This window comes from Alteromonas sp. AWQ4_252 (assembly GCF_056158205.1).
This window is the reverse complement of record NZ_JBSWSV010000001.1, coordinates 3,649,393-3,671,701: the sequence shown is the minus strand read 5'-3', so window position 1 is coordinate 3,671,701 and position 22,309 is coordinate 3,649,393. Positions and strand designations below refer to the sequence as shown.

The 22,309-nt window shown below is 45.8% G+C and carries 17 protein-coding genes and 2 tRNA genes; 16 read left to right on the top strand and 3 right to left on the bottom strand.

What is annotated here, in order from left to right:
* The first annotated feature begins 74 nt into the window (after window positions 1-74).
* The 10 genes from ACXACM_RS16165 to dapE all read left to right on the top strand — a co-directional run bounded on the left by ACXACM_RS16165 (window position 75) and on the right by dapE (window position 11,397).
* Window positions 75-150, top strand: a tRNA-His gene (locus ACXACM_RS16165).
* 90 nt (window positions 151-240) lie between these two features.
* A tRNA-Pro gene (locus ACXACM_RS16160) sits at window positions 241-317 on the top strand.
* A gap of 259 nt (window positions 318-576) precedes the next feature.
* On the top strand, window positions 577-1,884 hold the full coding sequence (gene tig, locus ACXACM_RS16155) for a trigger factor (RefSeq protein WP_474823023.1): 1,308 nt from the start codon (window positions 577-579) through the stop codon (window positions 1,882-1,884).
* 98 nt (window positions 1,885-1,982) lie between these two features.
* Window positions 1,983-2,609 carry an ATP-dependent Clp endopeptidase proteolytic subunit ClpP gene (clpP, locus tag ACXACM_RS16150; protein WP_474823022.1) on the top strand — a complete coding sequence of 209 codons (627 nt, stop codon included), beginning with the start codon at window positions 1,983-1,985 and terminating at the stop codon, window positions 2,607-2,609.
* Window positions 2,610-2,680: 71 nt separating this feature from the next.
* A complete protein-coding gene (clpX, locus tag ACXACM_RS16145; RefSeq protein WP_474823020.1) occupies window positions 2,681-3,955 on the top strand; it encodes an ATP-dependent protease ATP-binding subunit ClpX in 1,275 nt (424 codons plus the stop codon).
* A gap of 253 nt (window positions 3,956-4,208) precedes the next feature.
* A complete protein-coding gene (lon, locus tag ACXACM_RS16140; protein ID WP_474823019.1) occupies window positions 4,209-6,560 on the top strand; it encodes an endopeptidase La in 2,352 nt (783 codons plus the stop codon).
* Between the two features lie 316 nt (window positions 6,561-6,876).
* Entirely contained in the window at window positions 6,877-7,149 is a 273-nt protein-coding gene (gene hupB / locus ACXACM_RS16135) for a nucleoid-associated protein HU-beta (RefSeq protein WP_216025367.1), read from the top strand.
* A 225-nt stretch (window positions 7,150-7,374) separates the two neighbouring features.
* The gene (gene ppiD, locus ACXACM_RS16130; RefSeq protein ID WP_474823018.1) at window positions 7,375-9,267 is read left to right on the top strand and encodes a peptidylprolyl isomerase; all 1,893 of its coding nucleotides are present in this window, start codon (window positions 7,375-7,377) and stop codon (window positions 9,265-9,267) included.
* Between the two features lie 495 nt (window positions 9,268-9,762).
* Window positions 9,763-10,089: a hypothetical protein gene (locus ACXACM_RS16125; protein ID WP_474823016.1), complete on the top strand. Its 327-nt coding sequence runs from the start codon at window positions 9,763-9,765 to the stop codon at window positions 10,087-10,089.
* 132 nt (window positions 10,090-10,221) lie between these two features.
* Window positions 10,222-11,397 carry a succinyl-diaminopimelate desuccinylase gene (dapE, locus tag ACXACM_RS16120; RefSeq protein ID WP_474823015.1) on the top strand — a complete coding sequence of 392 codons (1,176 nt, stop codon included), beginning with the start codon at window positions 10,222-10,224 and terminating at the stop codon, window positions 11,395-11,397.
* Window positions 11,398-11,491: 94 nt separating this feature from the next.
* Here dapE and olsF read toward each other — a convergent pair whose 3' ends face one another.
* The 3 genes from olsF to rpsT form a co-directional block, all read right to left on the bottom strand.
* Window positions 11,492-13,210 carry a bifunctional ornithine lipid synthase OlsF gene (olsF, locus tag ACXACM_RS16115; protein WP_474823014.1) on the bottom strand — a complete coding sequence of 573 codons (1,719 nt, stop codon included), beginning with the start codon at window positions 13,208-13,210 and terminating at the stop codon, window positions 11,492-11,494.
* Window positions 13,211-13,342: 132 nt separating this feature from the next.
* Window positions 13,343-14,143, bottom strand: coding sequence for a UDP-2,3-diacylglucosamine diphosphatase (locus tag ACXACM_RS16110; RefSeq protein ID WP_474823013.1), 801 nt, complete (start codon window positions 14,141-14,143; stop codon window positions 13,343-13,345).
* A 218-nt stretch (window positions 14,144-14,361) separates the two neighbouring features.
* Window positions 14,362-14,622 (bottom strand): 30S ribosomal protein S20, encoded by a 261-nt coding sequence (gene rpsT / locus ACXACM_RS16105; protein ID WP_216025373.1) that lies wholly within the window; start codon window positions 14,620-14,622, stop codon window positions 14,362-14,364.
* A 268-nt stretch (window positions 14,623-14,890) separates the two neighbouring features.
* Between rpsT and murJ the strand changes: the two genes are divergently transcribed.
* The 6 genes from murJ (at window position 14,891) to ispH (ending at window position 22,279) form a co-directional block, all read left to right on the top strand.
* Window positions 14,891-16,450, top strand: coding sequence for a murein biosynthesis integral membrane protein MurJ (gene murJ / locus ACXACM_RS16100; protein WP_474823012.1), 1,560 nt, complete (start codon window positions 14,891-14,893; stop codon window positions 16,448-16,450).
* 82 nt (window positions 16,451-16,532) lie between these two features.
* Complete coding sequence (gene ribF, locus ACXACM_RS16095; protein WP_474823010.1) at window positions 16,533-17,459, top strand: bifunctional riboflavin kinase/FAD synthetase; 927 nt, start codon at window positions 16,533-16,535, stop codon at window positions 17,457-17,459.
* A gap of 64 nt (window positions 17,460-17,523) precedes the next feature.
* Entirely contained in the window at window positions 17,524-20,343 is a 2,820-nt protein-coding gene (ileS, locus tag ACXACM_RS16090) for an isoleucine--tRNA ligase (RefSeq protein WP_474823009.1), read from the top strand.
* Entirely contained in the window at window positions 20,336-20,857 is a 522-nt protein-coding gene (gene lspA / locus ACXACM_RS16085; protein ID WP_474823008.1) for a signal peptidase II, read from the top strand. Before ileS ends, lspA begins: the two co-directional genes overlap by 8 nt.
* A gap of 9 nt (window positions 20,858-20,866) precedes the next feature.
* The gene (fkpB, locus tag ACXACM_RS16080) at window positions 20,867-21,325 is read left to right on the top strand and encodes an FKBP-type peptidyl-prolyl cis-trans isomerase (protein ID WP_474823006.1); all 459 of its coding nucleotides are present in this window, start codon (window positions 20,867-20,869) and stop codon (window positions 21,323-21,325) included.
* A 9-nt stretch (window positions 21,326-21,334) separates the two neighbouring features.
* Window positions 21,335-22,279, top strand: coding sequence for a 4-hydroxy-3-methylbut-2-enyl diphosphate reductase (gene ispH, locus ACXACM_RS16075; protein WP_474823005.1), 945 nt, complete (start codon window positions 21,335-21,337; stop codon window positions 22,277-22,279).
* The last annotated feature ends 30 nt before the right edge of the window (window positions 22,280-22,309 follow it).

Genomic DNA, 22,309 nt, shown 5'->3' with positions numbered 1-22,309 from the left:
TCGGCGAGTCGGCAATAAGTACTGACATCAGTAATTTGATATCGTACAATTAGCTTACATAGCATTGCACAGTGGTGGGCGTAGCTCAGTTGGTAGAGCCCCGGATTGTGATTCCGGTTGTCGTGGGTTCAAGTCCCATCGTCCACCCCACTTCTCTTTTTTAGAGGCAATGCGTGAATACCCCCGGTTATATCTAATACTTAATTCTTTGACGCCTATCCAACGTCTTCGAACATATCTCGGTGAGTGGCGCAGTTTGGTAGCGCACTTGGTTTGGGTCCAAGGGGTCGCAGGTTCAAATCCTGTCTCACCGACCATTACTTCCCACTATTGCAATAAACACCCACTAAAATCTACATTACCCGCAATTTCCTGTTAATTGTCTGTGTTTCCCTCTCGACTCTGCGAAAACCTCCTAGTATACTACCGCGTCTTTTTTTAACCAATGTGTTTAAACAACGGTTTAGCACTGTTGAATAATCACCTCTAACCCGGGCGTAAATGGCCTTGTTGGCAAGGACGGGAAAGGGGAATCAAACAAAGCGTCACTTTAAGACGCACAGTTGAGGTAACATAATGCAAGTTTCAGTCGAGACGACCCAGGGTTTAGAACGCCGTCTTACTATTACCGTTCCTGCGGATTCAGTAGATACTGCAGTTAAGTCGCGTCTTCAACAATTAGCAAAAACGCAGCGCATTAACGGCTTTCGTCCTGGTAAAGTACCAGTAAGCGTTATTCAGAAGCGCTTTGGCGCAGCTGTTCGTCAGGAAGTCGCTGGTGATGTTATGCAGCAAAACTTCTATCAGGCCATCGTTCAGGAAAAAATTAATCCTGCTGGCATGCCTAAATTTGATCTGGTAAAAGACGAAAAAGGCCAGGATTTAGAGTTTGTTGCAGCATTTGAAGTGTACCCGGAAGTAGAAGTTCAGGGTGTTGCTGACATCGAAATCGAGAAGCCGGTGGTTGAAATTTCCGATGCTGACCTCGATAACATGATGGAGACGTTACAGAAACAACACGCAACCTGGAAAGAAGTTCGCCGCAAAGCGAAGAAAGACGACCGTGTAATTATCGATTTCGTAGGTAAAGTCGACGGTGAAGAGTTCGAAGGTGGTAAGGCGGAAGACTTTACTCTTGAACTTGGTCAGGGCCGAATGATCCCAGGGTTTGAAGAACCACTGGTTGGCGCCAAAAAAGGCGATGAGGTTACTGTAGAAGTAACTTTCCCTGAAGATTACCACGCTGAAGCCCTTAAAGGGAAAGACGCGGTATTCGACGTTACTGTGAAAAATGTAGAAGGCCAGAAACTGCCTGACGTAGACGACGAGTTTGCGAAGCTGTTCGGTGTTGAGGAAGGTGGTGTTGATGCGTTGAAAGCAGAAGTGCGTAAAAACATGGAACGCGAACTCAGCCAGACACTGAAAACATCTGTAAAAGAAGACGTTATCAGCAAGCTTATCGAAAAGAACGAATTCGACGTACCTGCTGCCTTGGTAGATCAGGAAGTCAATGCGCTTCGCGAGCAAGCCAAGCAGCGTTTCAGCCAGCAATCTGGCGGTGCGCAGAATATGCCTGAGTTGCCAGCAGAATTGTTCAAAGACAATGCACTTCGTCGCGTTCGCATTGGTCTGTTGCTTGGTGAAATCATCAAACAGAACGAATTAAAAGCCGATGACAGCAAAGTTTTCGAATTAATTGAAACTTCTGCGTCAGCTTATGAAGATCCTCAGGAAGTTATCGACTATTATAAAGGTAACGAAGAACTGATGAACCAGATGCGCAATGTCGCTCTGGAAGAGCAGGCGATTGAATGGGTGCTGGAAAATGCCAAAACTCAGGAAGTCACCAAAGCTTTTGACGAGGTTATGAACAAACAGGCGTAATTTTTTACCCTCTGATTGACTTAACCCGTCAGCAACTGCTTAAATGCTCGGAGCCTTCCGAGCATTTTTGTTTTTAACGCTAAGAAATCAAGGTAGATATGATAAACCCATTTGAACCTCAAGATGCACTGGTACCTATGGTCGTCGAACAGACGTCTAAAGGTGAACGTTCCTACGACATTTATTCCCGTCTACTAAAAGAAAATGTGATTTTCTTGGTGGGTCAGGTTGAAGACCACATGGCGAACCTTATCGTCGCACAAATGCTTTTTCTGGAAGCAGAGAACCCGGAAAAGGATATATTCCTTTATATCAACTCCCCTGGTGGTTCTGTAACGGCAGGAATGGCCATTTACGATACGATGAACTTCATCAAACCAGATGTGAGCACCGTTTGTATCGGTCAGGCTGCTAGTATGGGCGCATTTCTGTTGTCAGGCGGAACGAAAGGTAAGCGTTTCTGTTTGCCGAATTCGCGGGTAATGATTCACCAACCACTGGGCGGTTTCCAGGGGCAAGCATCAGATTTTGAAATTCATGCGAAAGAAATCCTGTCTATTAAAGAGAAATTAAATCGCTTAATGGCAGAACACACAGGACAAGACTACGAAACTGTTGCACGTGATACCGACAGGGATAACTTCCTGAGTGCAACAGAGGCCAAGGAATATGGCTTAATTGATCAGATTTTAACAAATCGATCTGACGCAGCCGCCACGAAGTAGTATAGTTAAAGAGAGCCTGAAGGTTATATGAGACGTTTTTCTTAATTCAGGCAAGGCAGAGGCAGAAAGAAATGAGTGATAAACAGAACGGCGACGGAGATAACAAACTTCTCTACTGTTCCTTCTGCGGCAAAAGCCAGCACGAAGTCAGGAAGTTGATCGCGGGCCCGTCCGTTTTTATTTGCGATGAATGTGTTGAGTTATGTAACGACATTATTCGCGAAGAAATTAAAGAAATCGCACCTAAGCAAAAACAGGATTCACTTCCTAAACCGCAAGAAATCCATGCCCATTTGGACGACTATGTCATTGGGCAGGAGCACGCGAAAAAGGTGTTAGCTGTAGCTGTGTACAATCACTATAAGCGATTGCGCAACGGCGATGTACACGAAGGCGTAGAGCTGGGCAAAAGTAATATACTGCTGATCGGACCGACCGGAAGCGGTAAGACTCTGCTTGCGGAAACCCTTGCCAGGCTGCTAGACGTACCCTTTACTATGGCCGATGCAACTACGCTTACAGAAGCAGGTTATGTAGGTGAAGACGTAGAAAACATTATTCAAAAGTTATTGCAAAAATGTGATTACGACGTTGAGAAAGCCCAGCGTGGGATCGTTTACATTGACGAAATTGATAAAATTTCAAGGAAGTCAGATAACCCGTCTATCACCCGTGATGTTTCCGGAGAAGGGGTTCAACAGGCATTGTTGAAGCTTATTGAAGGGACAGTCGCGTCTGTACCTCCACAGGGGGGACGTAAGCATCCACAGCAGGAATTCCTGCAGGTTGACACCTCTAAGATTCTGTTTATTTGCGGCGGTGCTTTTGCTGGTCTTGATAAAGTTATCGAGCAACGAGCAAACAAAGACACGGGTATTGGTTTCGGGGCGTCGGTGAAATCTAATGACAACAAACACAAGCTCAGTGATTTGTTTAAGCAGGTTGAGCCGGAAGATCTCGTTAAGTATGGCTTAATTCCCGAGTTTATTGGTCGTTTACCGGTGGTAACAAGTTTGGAAGAGCTCAGTGAAGAAGCGTTAATTCAAATTCTTCGCGAGCCTAAAAATGCGATTACCAAACAATACGGCGCATTGTTTTCCATGGAGGAAACTGAACTTGAGTTTCGCGATGACGCATTGCATGCCATAGCTCGTAAGGCAATGCAGCGTAAAACCGGGGCTCGTGGTTTACGGTCAATCGTAGAAGCGGTGTTGTTGGATACCATGTACGATCTGCCGTCTATGGATAATGTGAGTAAAGTGGTTATTGATGAGTCTGTCATTAAAGGCGAATCTAAGCCAATCCTCATGTACAAGAACGAAGAGAAGAAAGCTGCGTCGGAATGATTGACGTTACAATGACATTTTAAAAAGGCCCGTACGGGCCTTTTTTTGTGCTGACCTTTTTTACAAAGGTCATAGCGCACTTTTTTCGCAAACCCGATTTTGTCATATCATTAATTCTAACCAAATGGTCATAAGAAAAAGGTTGCACGGAGTTAGAAAATCGATAAAGGTTGAGGTAAAAGCAGGTTTTCAATTGAACTTTACCTGTGCATCCCCATATCAATTCACAATATGAACAAGACTGAGAACACGTATGACAGTTGAGCGTGAAGATCGCATTGAGATCCCCGTACTTGCGTTACGGGATGTAGTAGTTTACCCACATATGGTTATCCCTCTTTTTGTTGGGCGGGAAAAGTCTATCCGCTGCCTTGAAGCGGCCATGGAAAACGATAAACAAATATTTTTAGTTGCGCAGAAAGACGCCAGTGTCGATGAGCCTGAAGCTGACGACATTTTTCAGGTGGGCACACTCGCCACTATTCTTCAATTATTGAAACTACCTGATGGCACAGTAAAAGTGCTGGTAGAAGGTAACGTACGCGGCGAAATTCATCAGTACGAGCAATCCGAACCATTCTTCGTGGCTCAGGTTAGTCCCGTTAATGATGAGACACTGCCGGAAAGTGAGCAGGAAGTGCTCATTCGCTCTGCAGTTTCTCAATTTGAAGGTTACGTTAAGCTCAATAAGAAGATCCCTCCTGAGGTACTTACCTCGTTAAATGGTATTGATGACGCTGCGCGCCTGGCGGACACCATGGCTGCTCACATGCCACTTAAACTGGTAGAAAAGCAAAAAGTACTCGAAATGAAAAAGGTCAACGAGCGCCTAGAGTACCTGATGGCTTTAATGGAAGGTGAAATCGATTTACTTCAGGTTGAAAAGAAAATTCGCACTCGTGTGAAGAAGCAAATGGAGAAAAGTCAGCGCGAGTATTACCTGAATGAGCAAATGAAAGCCATTCAGAAAGAGCTTGGCGAGCTTGACGACGCTCCGGATGAATTCGAAGCGTTAAGTAAGAAAATCGAAGAAGCAAAAATGCCTAAGGAAGCTGAAGAAAAAGCGAAGGCAGAGCTTCAAAAACTGAAAATGATGTCGCCTATGTCGGCGGAAGCCACCGTAGTCAGAAGCTATATTGAATGGCTGACCAATGTACCCTGGCATAAACGCAGTGCTGTCAAAAAAGATTTATCTCTTGCTGAAAAGGTACTTGATTCTGACCATTATGGCCTGGAAAAGGTAAAAGAGCGCATTGTTGAATACCTTGCCGTACAAAAGCGGGTGAAAAAACTTAAGGGGCCTATTCTTTGTTTAGTCGGGCCTCCAGGGGTAGGTAAAACCTCTTTAGGTCAGTCAATTGCCAAGGCAACAGGTCGCAAATACGTACGAATGGCCCTGGGCGGAGTGCGTGACGAAGCGGAAATTCGCGGGCACCGTCGAACCTATATTGGTTCATTACCAGGTAAACTGATTCAGAAAATGGCGAAAGTCGGGGTGAAGAACCCGCTGTTCTTATTGGACGAAATTGACAAGATGTCATCGGATATGCGTGGCGACCCGTCGTCAGCATTGCTGGAGGTATTGGATCCAGAACAGAATAGTAGTTTTAGCGACCATTATCTTGAAGTCGACTACGACCTGTCCGACGTAATGTTCGTAGCTACCTCAAATAGTATGAATATTCCAGGGCCGTTGTTAGACAGAATGGAGGTTATTCGTCTTTCAGGATATACCGAAGACGAAAAACTCAATATCGCTGTTCGTCACCTTATCTCTAAACAGATAGAACGAAACGGTCTGAAAGAAAAAGAGCTGGAGATCACTGAATCAGCAATTGTTGGCATAATCCGCTATTACACTCGCGAGGCGGGTGTGCGCAGTCTGGAAAGAGAAATCTCTAAAGTGTGTCGCAAAGCTGTGAAAGATATTCTGCTTAGCAAGAGCAAAGAAAAAGTGGTTGTTACACAAGAGAATCTTAAAGATTATCTAGGTGTACAACGCTTTGATTATGGTAAAGCAGATAAAGACAACCAGATTGGACAGGTCACCGGACTTGCCTGGACACAGGTAGGCGGTGACTTACTCACTATCGAAACCACCGCAGTGCCAGGTAAGGGCAAAATGACCTCTACCGGTTCATTAGGCGATGTTATGCAGGAGTCTATTCAGGCTGCGATGACAGTGGTGCGAAGTCGCGCCGAAAAGCTGCGCATCAACAGCGATTTCTATGAAAAGCGTGATATTCATGTTCACGTGCCCGAAGGTGCGACGCCGAAAGACGGCCCCAGCGCGGGTATAGCAATGTGCACTGCACTGGTATCCACTTTAACGGGGAACCCTGTGAAATGCGAAGTTGCGATGACGGGTGAAATTACGCTGCGTGGTGAAGTGCTTGCAATTGGTGGCTTGAAAGAGAAACTTCTCGCTGCACACCGCGGAGGCATCAAGACGGTAGTTATTCCTAAAGACAACGAACGTGATTTAGAAGAGATCCCGGATAACGTTAAGGCCGATTTAAAGATTCATCCGGTGAAGTGGATTGATGAGGTATTGGATATTGCACTTCAGGAACCGGTAGAGTCTTTTAAAGTAGTCGCTAATTAGTGACGAAATAGGGTGGCTGAATCTCAGTATATTCGCGGGATACAGCCTTTTCTATTGAGTTCGGTCAAAAAGTAGACGCTGAAACCCATATTTCGTCACTTTTTTTTAAAATAGGGCTTTCAAGTCTCAGAAGTTGTGTTACCTTTACATACGTACTCGCTTGAAGCCTTGTCTCTAAAGGGATTGCAGCGAATCATTAAACGTTAAATAATTGTGACAGATGCTTGATTGTGATAATCAAGCTTGCTATAACGTTCTGAAGACAATGTTTTGTTTTTGGACAAGAGTATAATAACAATCGAAGGGGATTATAATTGTGAACAAGTCTCAACTCATCGACCAAATCGCTGCTGGCGCAGATATTTCTAAAGCTGCTGCAGGCCGTGCACTCGATGCATTTACTGGTGCAGTTACTGAAGCACTGAAAGAGGGTGATCAGGTTGCGCTGGTAGGTTTTGGTACCTTTGCGGTACGCGAGCGTTCTGCGCGTAGTGGCCGTAATCCTCAGACTGGTGACACTATTCAAATCGCAGCTGCTAAAGTTCCATCTTTTAAAGCTGGTAAAGCACTGAAAGACGCGTGTAACTAAGCGCTAAAAATTCGAAAAAAGGCGATGGGCTTCCATCGCCTTTTTTATTTCCGCTCTTGTTACCTGTCCGCCGTCAAGCATTGCGTATCCTACGTTTAATTGCTGGAAAAACACCATTCAAATTGTCGCGTTTAGGTTGCGGAGCCGATATAATCTTGCCTTATTTTCTCGCTTGAAGTATTCACTTCGCGGGAGAGCAGTAAGCAATGGAGTTGAATTTAAGTCATGTTAGAAAGAATCAGAGAAGGTTCTCAGGGCCCTTGGGCAATGATAATCATTGGGCTTGTGGTGCTGAGCTTCGTTTTTGCCGGAGTTGGCAGCTACCTGAACAGTTCAGGGCAAACTGTCGCGGCTACCGTTAATGGTGAAGAAATCAGCTTAAATGAGCTCGAGCGAGCTTATCAGGCGCAACGGGGCAGAATGGAAGCTCAGTATGGTGAAAGCATTTCAGCTATGTTCGCTGATGAAGCTTACCTTAAGCAATTTCGTCAAGGTGTATTAGACAGCTTGATCAGTGAGGCGTTGGTAGAGCAAAAGGCACGGGAGCTTGGGCTGCGTATCAGTGATGATCAAATTCGCGAAACGATTGTTAATATGCAAGAGTTTCAACTTAGCGGCAAATTTAACAACGACCGCTATTTATCTATTCTGCGCCAGAACGGTTTTCAGCCAAGCGAGTTTCGAGAGTACTTACGGGTCCAGTTAACCCGTGAACAACTTGCCAGAGCCCTGGGCGTGTCAGATTTTGCCCTTCCAGGGGAGGCAAAGCAGGTGTTTGCACTTCAGGCACAAACCCGTGATGCGCGATACGCGGTGATAAAATCCGCGTTATTTGCTGACGATGTAGAGGTTAATGACTCAGATATTCAGAGTTACTATGATGCCAATATCACTGATTTTGATACAGATGAAAAAGTGGCAGTTTCTTATGTATCTTTGTCAGTTGATGATTTGAAATCTGCAGTAACGGTAACGCCTGAAGATATTTCTCAGTGGTATGAAGAGAATAAAGATCAATTCATTACTGAAGAGCAAAGACGCGTTTCCCATATACTCATTGAAAGCGGTGATGATGAAGAAGCTGCTAAGGCAAAAGCTGAAGCGCTGTTAGCGCAACTTAAAGATGGTGCTGATTTCGCAGCGTTAGCGGAAGAAAATTCGGACGATACTTTTTCAGCTGAGAACGGCGGTGATCTAGACTATATCACCCCAGGGATGATGGACGATTCTTTTGACAGTGCGGCATTTGACCTTTCTTCTGTTGGCGACATATCTGATGTCGTCCAATCTGAGTATGGTTATCACATTATCAAACTGACTGACTTGCAACCGGAAAAAGTCCAGAGTCTGGCTGAAGTGACTGAGGACATTCGTGAAAACCTTATTACCGACAAAGCAACGGATCGGTTTTACGAAATTCAATCTCGCATGGCAGAAGTTGCGTTCGAAGTGCCTGATACACTGGATGAAGTAGCTGCGATTGCCGAACAGCCGATTGAAACTACCGCATTGTTTTCTCGAAATGATGTACCCGCTGAGGTTAACTTTCCACAGGTTGTCAATAATGTATTCTCTGTTGAGCTTATTGAAGAGGGTGTTAATAGCGACCTTATCGAAATCGACAGCGAGTCCGTCATGGTAGTGCGCGTGAGTGAACACGAACCACAGCGCACAAAAGCGCTTGATGAAGTAAAAGACGACATAACCGTTGCCTTACGCGCTGAAAAAGCACAGCAAGCGGCGCAGGCGTGGGCAGAAGAGCAGCTAGCGGCGTTATCGGAAGGTACCAGCATTGATGAAGCGCTCGCAGCCCGTGAGGTGAATTGGGAAACCTCTGAAAACGTTAATCGAGCAAACGCAGATTTGCCAAGCGCAATTGTTGATGCACTTTTCACACTCGCACCGTCTGGTGACAAGTCAAGAGAAGTGGTAACACTCATGAGTGGCGACGTGGCTTTGGTTGAACTAACCGGAGTGAATGCAGCTGATGAGGCAGACGATATGGCAATTTCGGCAATCACAGAGCGTTTGGCCGCTATGAATAGTCAAATGACCTATCAGGCTTATGTAGATGGTCTTCGCGAAAGTGCAGATATCGAAATTAACGCTACCCGATAACGGTCTTTAGTTAGTTGATAGAAAAACGGTGTCATTCACGACACCGTTTTTTTTACCGTTAATCGACAATTTTCCTTGCGCTCTTTTTATTACTAACCATGGCTCCTTTCAAAGCCTGTTTCCATGCTTTGATTTATGACTACTTTCTGCAGCTAAAGCGACTGCACGAGCATCATGACAAAATAAAACAGGGCAAGCGCGCTAGAGAGTACCAAAATATAGATAAAACCCTGTTTTCCATCAGCCGCACTCCAGTTATTTAGCTTCAGGTAACCAAACCAAAGCAAACAAAGTACAAGAGGTATCAGAACGATAAATTTGATCACGGTAAATTTTTCCTTACTTGTTGCAAATATGATGCGAAAAATTCAGGGTGACGTCTAGTTAAACCCAATTTAAAATCTTATATAACTGAAATAATTAGACTTTTTATTTTTGGTTCGAGAATTGCTAAGTGCGTATTATCCAAAAGTATAATACGTGTGATTTGTATCTGTGATTAACGCGCAAAAATATGTAGGTTTACTGGTTTTACTGAGCCATTTCGCAGGCACTGCCATTGCAGCCGATCGTGGTCATAGCATCAAAATTAGTAGCCAGAGCAGTGGGGTAATGGCACTGAGCGGCGATCAGCCTTCCCGCAGAGTTTTACCGACCTTGAATCAAAGCATTAAGCCCGGACAGATCCTCGACTATTCACTTTACCGTCAGGCCAAAGTCATTTCTCGCGACGATAACTCCGGGCTTATTTCACTGGATATTAATGGCAGTATCATCCGCATTTTGCCAGGTAGCAGAGAAGTCATTGATATTACCGGTTAGTGGTTGATGTTGGCAGTCCGTTAGGCTGCTCAAGCGTGTCATTGTAGTGAAGTAATTCTGTTATCTTTTTGTCATTGAGTCTCGATTTAATAGTTCTCAAGATTAATCGTGTATCGAGTCTTTGGTGAACTAATGACTATACATTCTTTTACTTTGCCTACCGCCTCCCAAACATACTGCCTTTCTCATGCTAGGGCTCTCATAAATAAGAACACGGTGACACCCAACGATAACGGTTGTCAGCAATATCTGGCGGCCACTTTGCAGAAATTGGATTTTACCTGTGAGCATTTTACCGTTAACGGTGTATCCAATATGATTGCCAGATGGGGACAAGGCGCGAAAAATATTGCGTTTTGTGGACACACGGATGTAGTACCACCTGGACCCTTGTCAAGCTGGCGCTATCCGCCTTTTGAAGCTCACGTAGTAAAAAGCCGGCTTTACGGTCGTGGAGCTGCTGACATGAAAACCGGGTTAGCTGCCATGCTAGGTGCTTGTCAGCGTATTCTGCCAACGTTAAATCCACATGATTTTACGTTTTGGTGGCTCATCACCAGTGATGAAGAAGGTGATGCAGAGTATGGCTCTAAATGGATAAAGCAAACGCTGGATGCCCGTGGTGTTGATCTTGATATCTGCTTAGTGGGTGAGCCTACGGCCTCATCTGTCACCGGGGACACCATTAAAATTGGTCGCCGTGGTGCACTGTCAGGCACCATCGACGTTACGGGAAAACAAGGGCACGTTGCTTACCCACATAGTTGTGATAATGCAATACACCGGGCAAGTCGAATTATTAATGAACTCCTTAACCTGGGATGGGACGGCGGCGACGTGGATTTTCCTGGTACGTCGTTGCAAATTACCCATATGGATACAGGGGCATTCACAGACAATCTCGCGCCGGGAAAATGTCGTATTGAGTTTAATGTGCGTTTCGATGGGAGCTTTACGCTGAGTTCTTTGCAAAGCAAGCTTATTCAGTATGTAAAAAAACTGGATAACAATGCCACTATCAGCTGGTCACGACCTTGTGAAGCTTACCAAAGTGATGCCCGGAAAGAGGCGTGCTTAATAACGATAGCCGAAGGCGCTATATATCGCGCGACCGGTCGATACCCTTTATTAAGTACATCTGGTGGGACCTCTGACGGACGTTTTTTTGCCACAAAAGGCACGCAAGTAGTGGAGCTTGGTGTACCTAATACCACAATTCATCAAGTCAACGAATCAATTCATCTGTCTGATTTACTTACTCTGGAAGATATTTATGCCGACATGTTGGGGCAGTTTGCACGTCTCTGAATACTAGTCGTAACTCGGTTAACGGGGATTGGATGGAGTGATAGTGGGAAGCTAAAGCGCCTTACTGAAAATAGTAACGGCGCTATAATAATGCTTACGCTGACTTAGAGAGGCCGGAATCCTGTAAGTAGCGCTTGCGCTTTTTATCAGTCAAACTATTCACATCTACAACAACTAATCCATCAATACAGTCAGCAAAGTCAGGGTCGACGTTAAAATCGAGGAAGGCTACGCCGCCCGCTTTAGTCACTTCTGTATACTGTTTGTAGAGCGTAGGTACGTTTACACCCATGTTGGCGAGAAGGTGTTTTAGTTCGGTAAATTCTTTTTTGTAGTCGTTTCCGGTGAACATGGCAGATGCATCAGCAGAAACCTGATAAGGCATACGTGACTCTGCAGAACCAAATTTGGCTGGAAAATGAGTGCGATAGAACGCTACCAATAGATCTTTTGCCGGTTGCGGATAGGCGTTGCTAATAGACACTGCACCAAACAGGTATCGATATTTTGGGTATCTTCCCAAGAATGCACCAATGCCAAACCACAGATAATCTAAGCTCCGCTTTCCCCAATATCGTGGCTGAACGAAACTTCTGCCTAATTCCAGCCCCTCTTTGAATAGTGTGGAGTTATCCGACGTATATTCAAATAATGTGGCGGAATACAGCCCGGTGGGATGGTCGCTTTGAGTGAGTAATTCGGCATCACCAAAGCGGTAAGCACCGGCTATTTCAAGGTCGTTTTCGTCCCATAGAATCAGATGGTAGTAATGGGCATCATATTGGTCGATATCGCGGCGTCTGTTAGTGCCTTCTCCAACCGCTCTGAAAGCAATTTCCCTAAGCCGTCCAATTTCTCTCAAGATGGGGGAGCAGCCTTTGTGCTGATATAAATAAATGTGTTTGCCATCAGCGGTGTGACCTAAGTGTTCACATTGTTTGACCGCGCGGGTTAGTTCTTTGCGATCTTCAGGCATGGCGATTGGCGCTTGTGTGGCTAACACGCCCTTGCGGTTACCACCGATTCGATAAAGATGTCGCTTGAACAATTTAACCTGCTCTTTAAGAGGTAAAGCAAGCTGACTATACGCTTCACAAGGGATCAGTTCTCCAATGCGCATAGGTAAGTGTTTTTTCCGTTGCTTGAACATTTCTTTGACCAGAAGCACCGTGGCTAATGGCTTGTAAATCATTGAAACACTGTAAAACAGTGGTGAGTTTTTACCGTCAATGTATACGGGAAGTATGGGAGATTTTGCTTGCTTGGCGATGCGCAAAAAGCCTGAGTGCCAGCGGGTATCTCTGACACCTTGAGGGCGTAAACGGGAAACCTCTCCTGCGGGGAAGATAATTAACGCGCCGTCATTATTCAGATGTTTCTGAATAGCACTTAGGTGCTGTTTGGGAGTGCCTCCGTGCATATTATTTACTGGCAATAACATATTGTGAAGAGGCTTTACTGCCATTAGCATCTCATTCGCTACCACTTTTAAGTCGTGGCGTACTTCACTGATGAGTTTTATCAGTGCCAAACCGTCGAGTGTTCCTATAGGGTGGTTGGCAATAATGACCACTCGGCCTTCCGTTGGAATGCGTTCTTTTTCGACGTCACGGGTGGAATAGCTGATATTGAAATATTCTAATACTTGTTCAACAAAATCGATGTCTTCATAGTGAGGGTACGTGTCGCTGAACTCTTTCATCTCTTTTTCGTGAAGGAGGTGTCGCAGTACAAAAGAGAGCGATTTGAATAGCCAGGGTTTATCCACAACTTGCGGATAGTGGCGAGCCAGTACGTCATCAACAGTAAACATAATTTATCCCGAGGTTTTGTGCGAACGATACCAGTGCAATATGACGTTTTTTACAAACTTTGATGTCAGTTCAGTGACACTGTTTCGTCGAGAGAGTGCAGTGGTCGTGGTGACCACTGCACTGAGATAGAACTAAGCCGCTTTGGAGGCTTTGGTGCGAGAGGGCAGAGCGGTCACAGTAGAGGTTGACTTCATTTCCTCAATCCAGCTAATGAGAACCAGGTTTCCATCTTTATCTTCAGACAGGGCAGAACAGTTTTCAATCCAGTCACCGTCATTGACGTAATGTGTACCTTGCACTATGGTACTTTCCGGATGATGGATATGGCCGCAAATCACGCCATCAAGCCCCATTTTTCGGGCTCTTGCACAGCAAGCTTCACGGTATCGGGCAATGGCTTCATTTGCACCTTTGATGTGCTTCTTTATATAACCGGCTAATGACCAGTAGTCATTGTTGCGCCACTGGCGGAAGCGGTTGTACCAGCGATTAAGAAATAACAGAAGGTCATAACCTTTATCACCAATCCATGCATGAAATTTACCTATAGTGACATCCGCGTCAAATTGATCGCCATGAAGAATGAGGTACTGCTTTCCATCCGCAGTGGTATGAACACATTCACGTTTTATGTCGATATCACCAAACTGCATGCCTGAGTATGATTGTAAAGGCTCATCGTGATTACCTGGCAGGTAAATTACTTTAGTACCATCACGACTCATTTGCATAAAGGTATGAAGCACTTGATTGTGGGCTTCAGGCCAACGGAACTGGCGAGACATTTCCCACATGTCCACGATGTCGCCCACCAGGTAGAGGGTGTCTACTGTAACTGTGTTGAGAAAATCGAGAAGGTATTGTGCTTTGCAGTCTTTGTTGCCGAGATGGATATCAGACAACCACAAGGTGCGATAGTGTGTGCGCTTCATAACCGTTTCCAAAGTAATCACTTTGGGAGGTAATAATAAAAAGCCTAGTTGACAGTCAGGTGACTATAGCTTTACAGCTTGGTGAAACTTGTCTGACAGATTCATGACAGCGAGCGGTGTGGAGTAAAAATGACAAATCTTGATTTGGTAATTATCAGGTTTGTTGTATTTCAGATATAAAAAAAGCGCCATAGGCGCTTTTTACTTTAAAAATTCTCTTACAGAGCTTTGATTTGCGCAGACAAACGGCTCTTATGACGAGCAGCTTTGTTCTTGTGAATCAAACCTTTGGTAGCCATTCTGTCAAGGATCGGTGTAGCAGCAGCCAGTGCAGATTGTGCACCTTCTTTATCACCTGCAGCGATTGCAGCAACTACTTTCTTGATGCTTGTACGAGTCATGGAGCGACGGCTGGCATTATGCTGACGACGCTTTTCGGCTTGAATTGCACGTTTCTTAGCAGACTTAATGTTAGCCAAGGTGTAACTCCCAAAATAAATTCATGTCTAAAAAATAGGGTGCGAATTATGCTCGCCTAACGACCAAATGTCAAACTATTTTACCTTGTAAAATGCAGAAAATAGCGCGATTTTGTTCATAACATGCAGCCCCCTCGTGAGGTGCGCGGATTATAGCAGCCCCAAACAGGGAATTCATCAATCTGTCATATTTTTTTTCAGTGATTCCACCGGCACGTCCATTCGGCTATAGTGTGCACCAAAAATGCAGTCGCAAATGAAGGGCCCCGTGTCAGGAAAACTCTTAAAATCTGGTTTAATTGTCAGTGTTATGACGCTGGTATCACGTGTACTGGGGTTAGTTCGGGATGTGGTTGTCGCCAAATTAATGGGCGATGGCGCGGCCGCTGATGTTTTCTTTTTCGCTAACAAAATACCCAATTTTTTGCGTCGTTTATTTGCTGAGGGCGCTTTCGCACAGGCTTTCATTCCTGTACTAACGGAAGTCCATCACGAAAATGATCAGGCAAAACTGAAGGCGTTCGTTGCTAAAGTATCTGGAACGCTCGGTGCTATTGTATTCGTTGTGGCTATTGTTGGTGTTATTGCATCGCCTGTTATTACAGCCTTGTTCGGAACGGGGTGGTTTGTAGGATGGTTGCAAGACGAGCCTGCTGGCGCTAAGTTTGAACTTGCGTCGAGTATGCTGAAAATAACCTTTCCTTATATAGCATTCATTTCTCTTACCGGCCTGGCAGGTGCCATTCTCAATACACTAAATAAATTCGCCGTGGCGGCTTTTACACCTGTGTTATTGAATGTATGCATTATCGCCTGTGCGTATTTACTATCGCCAAGTTTCTCTCAACCCGCTTTCGCGTTAGCCTGGGGTGTATTTGTTGGCGGCATAGTGCAGTTAGCATTTCAGCTTCCTTTTTTATACCGGGCTGGTTTACTTGTAAAGCCGCGATGGGGGTGGCATGATCCAAGTGTGGTGAAGGTGCGCACGCTGATGATCCCTGCGCTGTTTGGCGTTTCAGTCGGACAAATTAATTTATTACTCGATACGTTAATCGCCAGTTTTCTGGTTACAGGTTCCATTAGTTGGCTGTACTACTCCGATAGACTGCTTGAATTCCCCTTGGGGTTGTTTGGTATCGCAATCGCCACCGTTATTTTACCCACACTGTCGCGCAATCATGTGGCGAATGATCCTAAGGCATTTAGCAGTAATATGGATTGGGGGATCCGCATGGTTTCAGTACTTGGTATTCCTGCAGCTGTTGGACTGGCGTTTATGGCAGAGCCTATTCTTACCGTGATTTTTCAGCGTGGTGCTTTTTCTGCAGACACCGCAAAAATGGCCTCTTACTCTCTTATCGCGTACGCCTGTGGCTTACTGAGTTTCATGCTTGTCAAAATATTGGCTCCGGGCTTTTACTCCAGACAAGATACCAAAACACCGGTGAAATTTGGTATCTGGTGTATGGCAGCAAACATGGTATTCAACTTAATCTTTGCCATTCCTTACGGTTACATTGGACTCGCTATTGCCACGTCTTTGTCAGCAACACTTAATGCAGCTTTGCTCTACATTACCTTGCATAAAAAGGGAGTGTACAAGGCGTCGCTGGATACCGTGTGGTTTCTACTAAGGGTTGTCATAGCCAGCGCGGCAATGGCAGTGATTATTTTGTATTTTGACATGGGTGATGGGTTTTACGACATAACCCTGCTAGCACAGATTAAACACGTTGCCATAACCATTGGCGCGGCAGCTGCAACATTTGCTGTTTTGTTAGTGTTGTTTGGCGTTCGAGTCAGGCACTTCAGAGCAATTGGCGGATAATCCTTTCACAACGATTGGTATTACGCAGCGGGTCGTTTATAATCGCGAGCTTTGCAAATCACGCTCCAGGACTCAGTAGCTAGTGGAATTAATTCGCGGTCTTCACAATCTGCGCCCGGAACACAGTGGGTGCGTCCTCACTATTGGTAAGTTTGACGGCGTGCATCGCGGGCATCAGGCTGTGTTGGCAAATGTTCACGATAAAACACGTCAACTTGCTTTGCCATCCACTGTGATGGTATTTGAACCGCAACCGGAAGAATTGTTTAGTCCGGCAACGGCGCCTGCAAGATTAAGCACCCTGCGTGAGAAATACGCGCTGTTAAAATCGCAAGGGGTCGACCGTCTGTTGTGTGTGCGCTTTGATGAGTACTTTGCAAGCCAGTCGGCCGATACCTTTATTGAAGACCTGTTGGTTAAGCGATTAGGGGTTCGATATTTAGTGGTTGGCGACGACTTTCGCTTTGGTCGCGGGCGTTTAGGGGATTTCTCCATGCTACAGCGGGCTGGCGAAAGCATGGGCTTTGAGGTGGCCAGCACCCAGAGCTTTTTGATGGACGATTGTCGAATAAGCTCCACAGCGGTTCGGGAAGTTCTGGCTATGGGCGACTTTAAGCGTGCTGAAAACATGCTTGGCAGGCCTTTTGTATTTGAAGGGCGGGTGGTGCATGGAGACAAGAAAGGCCGTACTATTGGTTTTCCAACCGCAAATGTTTTGTTGAAAAGAGACAAACCCGCCATCAATGGCGTTTTTGCAGTAACGGTCGACGTCAAGGGCGAACGTTTTTTTGGTGTCGCTAATGTTGGGTCCAGACCCACTGTCGCGGGTAAGCGAACACAACTGGAAGTACATATATTTAAGTATAGTGGCACTTTGTATGGCGAGCCCATATCGGTAGCGCCGGTGAAAAAGCTGCGAGACGAGAAAAGATTCGCGTCATTTGACGCGTTAAAAGAACAGATCAAACTGGATGCAAATGCGGCACAAGCCTTATTCTTTGCATCCTAAATTACTTTTAAATTAATCGTTGTGTGATGGTGCACAACGGCAGGTGGACGGAAATAACGAGTTTATGAGCGATTACAAACCGACATTGAATTTACCGGAAACGCCTTTTCCTATGCGCGGCAACCTTGCGCAAAGAGAACCGGCGATGTTAAAAGGCTGGCAGGAAAAGAACCTGTACAAGGAAATTCGCGAAGCAAAAGCGGGTAAAAAGCCTTTTATCTTGCACGATGGACCTCCGTATGCAAATGGTGATATTCATATTGGTCACGCTGTAAACAAAATTCTTAAAGACATCATTGTAAAGGCGAAGACCCTGTCTGATTTCGATGCGCCATACGTACCAGGCTGGGATTGCCATGGTCTTCCCATTGAGTTAATGGTTGAGAAAAAGGTCGGTAAACCTGGAGTTAAGGTGTCTGCCGCCGAGTTTCGTCAAAAGTGCCGTGAGTACGCGCAAAAGCAAATTGATGGCCAGATGGCTGATTTTAAACGCCTTGGGGTCTTTGGTGAATGGGATAACCCGTATAAAACCATGGATTTCAAATCTGAGGCCGACATCATTCGCGCGTTGAGTAAAATTGTTGACTCGGGGCATTTGGAAAAGGGTTTCAAACCCGTTCACTGGTGTACAGACTGTGGTTCCGCTCTTGCGGAAGCTGAAGTTGAGTATAAGGATAAAGTATCGCCGGCCATCGATGTTACGTTCCCTATATCTGATGTAGATGCCATTGCAGCGGCGTTTGGTGTTACCGCAAAGGACCTAAGTGCACACAATGCATCAGCGGTTATTTGGACGACAACCCCATGGACGCTGCCTGCTAACCTGGCTATGAGCTTACACCCGGAACTGACTTACTCACTCGTTGAACTGAACGGCGATAACTGGGTTATTCTTGCAGAAGACCTGGTAGAAAGGTGTATGAGCCGCTATGACATTTCTTCGTTCAGAGTGGTGGCCAGCTGTATTGGTCAGGCACTTGAAAACCTCAAAGTGTCACATCCGTTTCTCGATAAAACAGTACCACTGATTTTAGGTGATCACGTTACCACAGAATCTGGTACAGGTTTGGTTCACACAGCACCTGCCCATGGTGTTGATGACTTCAATGTATGTAAAAAATATGGTATCGAGGTGTATAACCCCGTCGGCAACAATGGTGTTTACAATGAAGAAACCCCCTTGTTTGCCGGGCAATTTGTATTCAAAGCGAATCAAACGATTATCGACAAGCTGGAAGAAACTGGCAATTTGCTATTGAATATTAGCTACGAGCACAGCTATCCCCATTGCTGGCGGCACAAAACACCGATTATTTTCCGTGCGACTCCTCAGTGGTTTATCAGCATGGACAAAAAAGGGTTGAGAAAGGCCTCCATTGAGCAAATTGAAAAGACAGCATGGATCCCGGAGTGGGGCCAGAATCGCATTGAAAAGATGGTAGAAGGCCGTCCGGACTGGTGCATATCCCGTCAGCGCACCTGGGGGGTGCCAATTCCTTTGTTCGTACACAAAATTTCCGGTGAGCTTCACCCTAATACAGCGAGTATTATGGAAACTGTGGCAAAACAGGTGGAACAAAAAGGCATTCAGGCCTGGTGGGACGTAGACGATGCCACCTTGTTAGGTGACGATGCATCGCAATACGATAAAGTGACTGACACCCTGGATGTGTGGTTTGACTCAGGCGTCACTCACTACTTTGTCGTTGATCGCCGCGATGATATTCCCGCAAGTGCTGATTTGTATCTTGAAGGCTCTGATCAACACCGCGGGTGGTTTATGTCATCTCTTATGACGTCTACTGCCATGCATGGCCATGCTCCATATAAAGAAGTGCTTACACACGGCTTTACTGTAGACGCTCACGGCAGAAAGATGTCCAAGTCTGTTGGTAATGTGGTCGCACCGCAGCAAGTTACTAATAAACTGGGCGCAGATATTCTCCGGTTATGGGTGGCGTCAACGGATTATCGGGGCGAGATTGCAGTAAGTGATGAGATCCTTAAGCGAGCTGCTGATGCTTACCGTCGTCTTCGTAATACGGCCCGTTTCCTGTTAGCGAACCTCAATGGCTTTGACCCGCAGAAAGATGCGGTAGCGCCTGACAATATGGTGGCTCTTGACCGCTGGATTGTGGCGCGCACAGAAAAGTTACAGCAAGAGATTGTAGAGGCGTACAACAAGTACGATATGCTGGTCGTTTCACAGAAGTTAACGCATTTCTGTTCTATCGAGCTTGGTAGTTTCTATTTGGATATCATTAAAGATCGTCAATATACGGCAAAAGGTGACAGTAATGCCCGCCGTTCATGTCAAACTGCGCTGTACCATATTATTGAGGCTTTAGTGCGTTGGATGGCGCCTATTACAAGCTTTACCGCCCAGGAGATTTGGGAAGCACTACCGGGCTCGCGCAGCGAATTTGTATTTACCGAGGCATGGTATACGGGTCTGACTGGCTTCGAGGCAAAAGACGGCTTTGATGACGGTTACTGGCAGCAAGTTATGCAGGTCAAAGATGCCGCTAACCAGGTAATGGAGCAAGCTCGTAAAGACGGTAAATTAGGTGGCTCCCTGGAGGCGAATGTCAAACTCTATGCAAGCGACGCATTGTCTACCGTTTTGGAAATGCTAGGCGATGAATTACGCTTTGTATTGATTACCTCTGGTGTGGAATTGGCAGCGCTAAGTGAAAAGCCGGCAACAGCGAATTCTACTGATGTGGAAGGCTTGTTCATCGAAGTTGAAAAAAGTACCGGCACCAAATGTGTTCGTTGCTGGCATCATCGCGAAGATGTAGGCACTCATGCTGGTCATGAAGAGCTTTGCGGTCGATGCGTGACCAACGTAGATGGCGAAGGGGAAACTCGACAATATGCCTAAACTTTTCAGTGAAACGGGTTTGCGTTTTCTGTGGATCAGTGCCCTGGTTGTGGCACTTGATTTGTGGTCTAAGTACGAAGTTATCGGCAACATGGCTTTGTCAGAGTCGATCCAGGTTTTACCATTTTTCAATTTTACGTACGTGCGTAATTACGGCGCTGCCTTTAGTTTTTTACATGATGCGTCCGGCTGGCAAAGGTGGTTTTTCACTGCTATTGCCATCACGGTAAGTGCTGTAATTCTCTGGTGGTTAAAGCAATCCGACAAACAGCAAAAGCTGTTACCTGTTGCTTTCTGTTTCATTCTGGGGGGAGCGTTGGGCAATGTTTACGACCGCCTGATCCACGGTTTCGTCATAGATTTTCTCGACTTTTATGTAGGTGAATGGAGTTGGCCTGCCTTTAATATCGCAGACAGTGCAATATTTATTGGAGCCGCACTGTTAATCTGGGACATGCTCACGTCAAAGCAGGACGAAAAAAGTCGGCCTGACGCAAATGCAGAAAAGAAGTAGGAGCAAATGATGAGTGAACAGATAGTCAACGCCACTTCTGAAGTGATAATGCACTTCGACGTAAAGCTGGAAGATGGTTCTGCTGCAGACAGCACGCGGGTAAATAAGAAACCAGCAAAGTTAGTCATGGGCGACGGTAGTCTGACTCCTAACTTCGAAGCCTGCCTGTTAGGGTTAAAAAAAGGCGAGAAAAAGTCTTTCACACTGGCGCCGGAAGATGCTTTCGGCCAGCCCAATCCTGATAATATCCATCATATGGACCGCAATCGTTTCAGTAGCGAATTATCTCTCACAGAAGGGGTAATAGTAGCGTTTTCTCAACCAGATGGCAGTGAAGTGCCGGGTATCATTCGCAGTGTTGCGGGCGATTCTGTTACCGTTGATTTTAATCATCCACTGGCAGGCCAAACAGTCATTTTTGATGTAGAAATCGTCGACGTTATTAATAACGCATCTTCTACACACTAAGGAGACTCTATGCAAATTCATCTTGCTAATCCACGTGGCTTCTGTGCCGGTGTAGACAGAGCTATCACCATTGTTGAGCGGGCGTTAGAGATGTTTAACCCGCCTATTTATGTTCGTCATGAAGTGGTTCACAACAAATTTGTTGTTGATGGCCTGAAAGAGCGGGGCGCTATTTTTGTCGATGAACTTGAAGAAGTACCAGATGACAGTATCGTAATTTTCTCCGCTCACGGGGTATCCCAAGCAGTGCGTAAAGAAGCAAGTGAGCGTGGTTTAAAGGTGTTCGATGCCACATGTCCATTGGTGACAAAGGTACATATGGAAGTTACCAGGGCCAGTAAAACCGGGACCGAGTGTATTCTGATTGGCCATGCCGGCCACCCCGAGGTGGAAGGCACTATGGGACAATATGATAATACCGAAGGGGGAATTTATTTGGTAGAGTCCAGCGCAGATGTAGAAACGTTGGACGTGAAAGACCCGGAACGCCTGTATTTTTGTAGTCAAACTACGTTATCTGTCGATGATACAGCTGATGTCATTGATGCCTTACGAGCGAAATTTCCCTCTATTCACGGCCCCCGTAAAGACGATATTTGCTATGCCACGCAAAACCGCCAGGATGCGGTTCGCGACCTGGCATCAGACTGTGAAGTGCTGTTGGTTGTAGGTGCACAGAATAGTTCGAACTCTAACAGGTTACGCGAATTGGCTGAAAAGGTGGGAGCGAAGGCATTTCTTATTGCCGATGAAAACTGTATCCAGAAAGCCTGGCTTGACGGAGTAGAGCACATTGGCGTTACAGCTGGTGCATCAGCTCCGGAAGTGCTGGTTCAGCGGGTTGTCGATCGTCTTATCTCTTGGGGCGCAGTGTCTGCATCTGAGCGAGCAGGTCGGGAAGAAAATGTTGAATTTGCCGTACCAAAAGAACTTCGCGTAAAACAAGTGGTATAAACCCTCTGCGGGGGTTTTGCCCCGCGAATT

Coding starts and splice junctions, on each gene's coding strand:
- ppiD (WP_474823018.1), top strand. CDS start 7,375: ATGTTAGAAAGAATCAGAGAAGGTTCTCAGGGCCCTTGGGCAATGATA.
- clpP (WP_474823022.1), top strand. CDS start 1,983: ATGATAAACCCATTTGAACCTCAAGATGCACTGGTACCTATGGTCGTC.
- clpX (WP_474823020.1), top strand. CDS start 2,681: ATGAGTGATAAACAGAACGGCGACGGAGATAACAAACTTCTCTACTGT.
- olsF (WP_474823014.1), bottom strand. CDS start 13,210: ATGTTTACTGTTGATGACGTACTGGCTCGCCACTATCCGCAAGTTGTG.
- tig (WP_474823023.1), top strand. CDS start 577: ATGCAAGTTTCAGTCGAGACGACCCAGGGTTTAGAACGCCGTCTTACT.
- lspA (WP_474823008.1), top strand. CDS start 20,336: ATGCCTAAACTTTTCAGTGAAACGGGTTTGCGTTTTCTGTGGATCAGT.
- lon (WP_474823019.1), top strand. CDS start 4,209: ATGACAGTTGAGCGTGAAGATCGCATTGAGATCCCCGTACTTGCGTTA.
- ispH (WP_474823005.1), top strand. CDS start 21,335: ATGCAAATTCATCTTGCTAATCCACGTGGCTTCTGTGCCGGTGTAGAC.
- ileS (WP_474823009.1), top strand. CDS start 17,524: ATGAGCGATTACAAACCGACATTGAATTTACCGGAAACGCCTTTTCCT.
- fkpB (WP_474823006.1), top strand. CDS start 20,867: ATGAGTGAACAGATAGTCAACGCCACTTCTGAAGTGATAATGCACTTC.
- dapE (WP_474823015.1), top strand. CDS start 10,222: ATGACTATACATTCTTTTACTTTGCCTACCGCCTCCCAAACATACTGC.
- ACXACM_RS16110 (WP_474823013.1), bottom strand. CDS start 14,143: ATGAAGCGCACACACTATCGCACCTTGTGGTTGTCTGATATCCATCTC.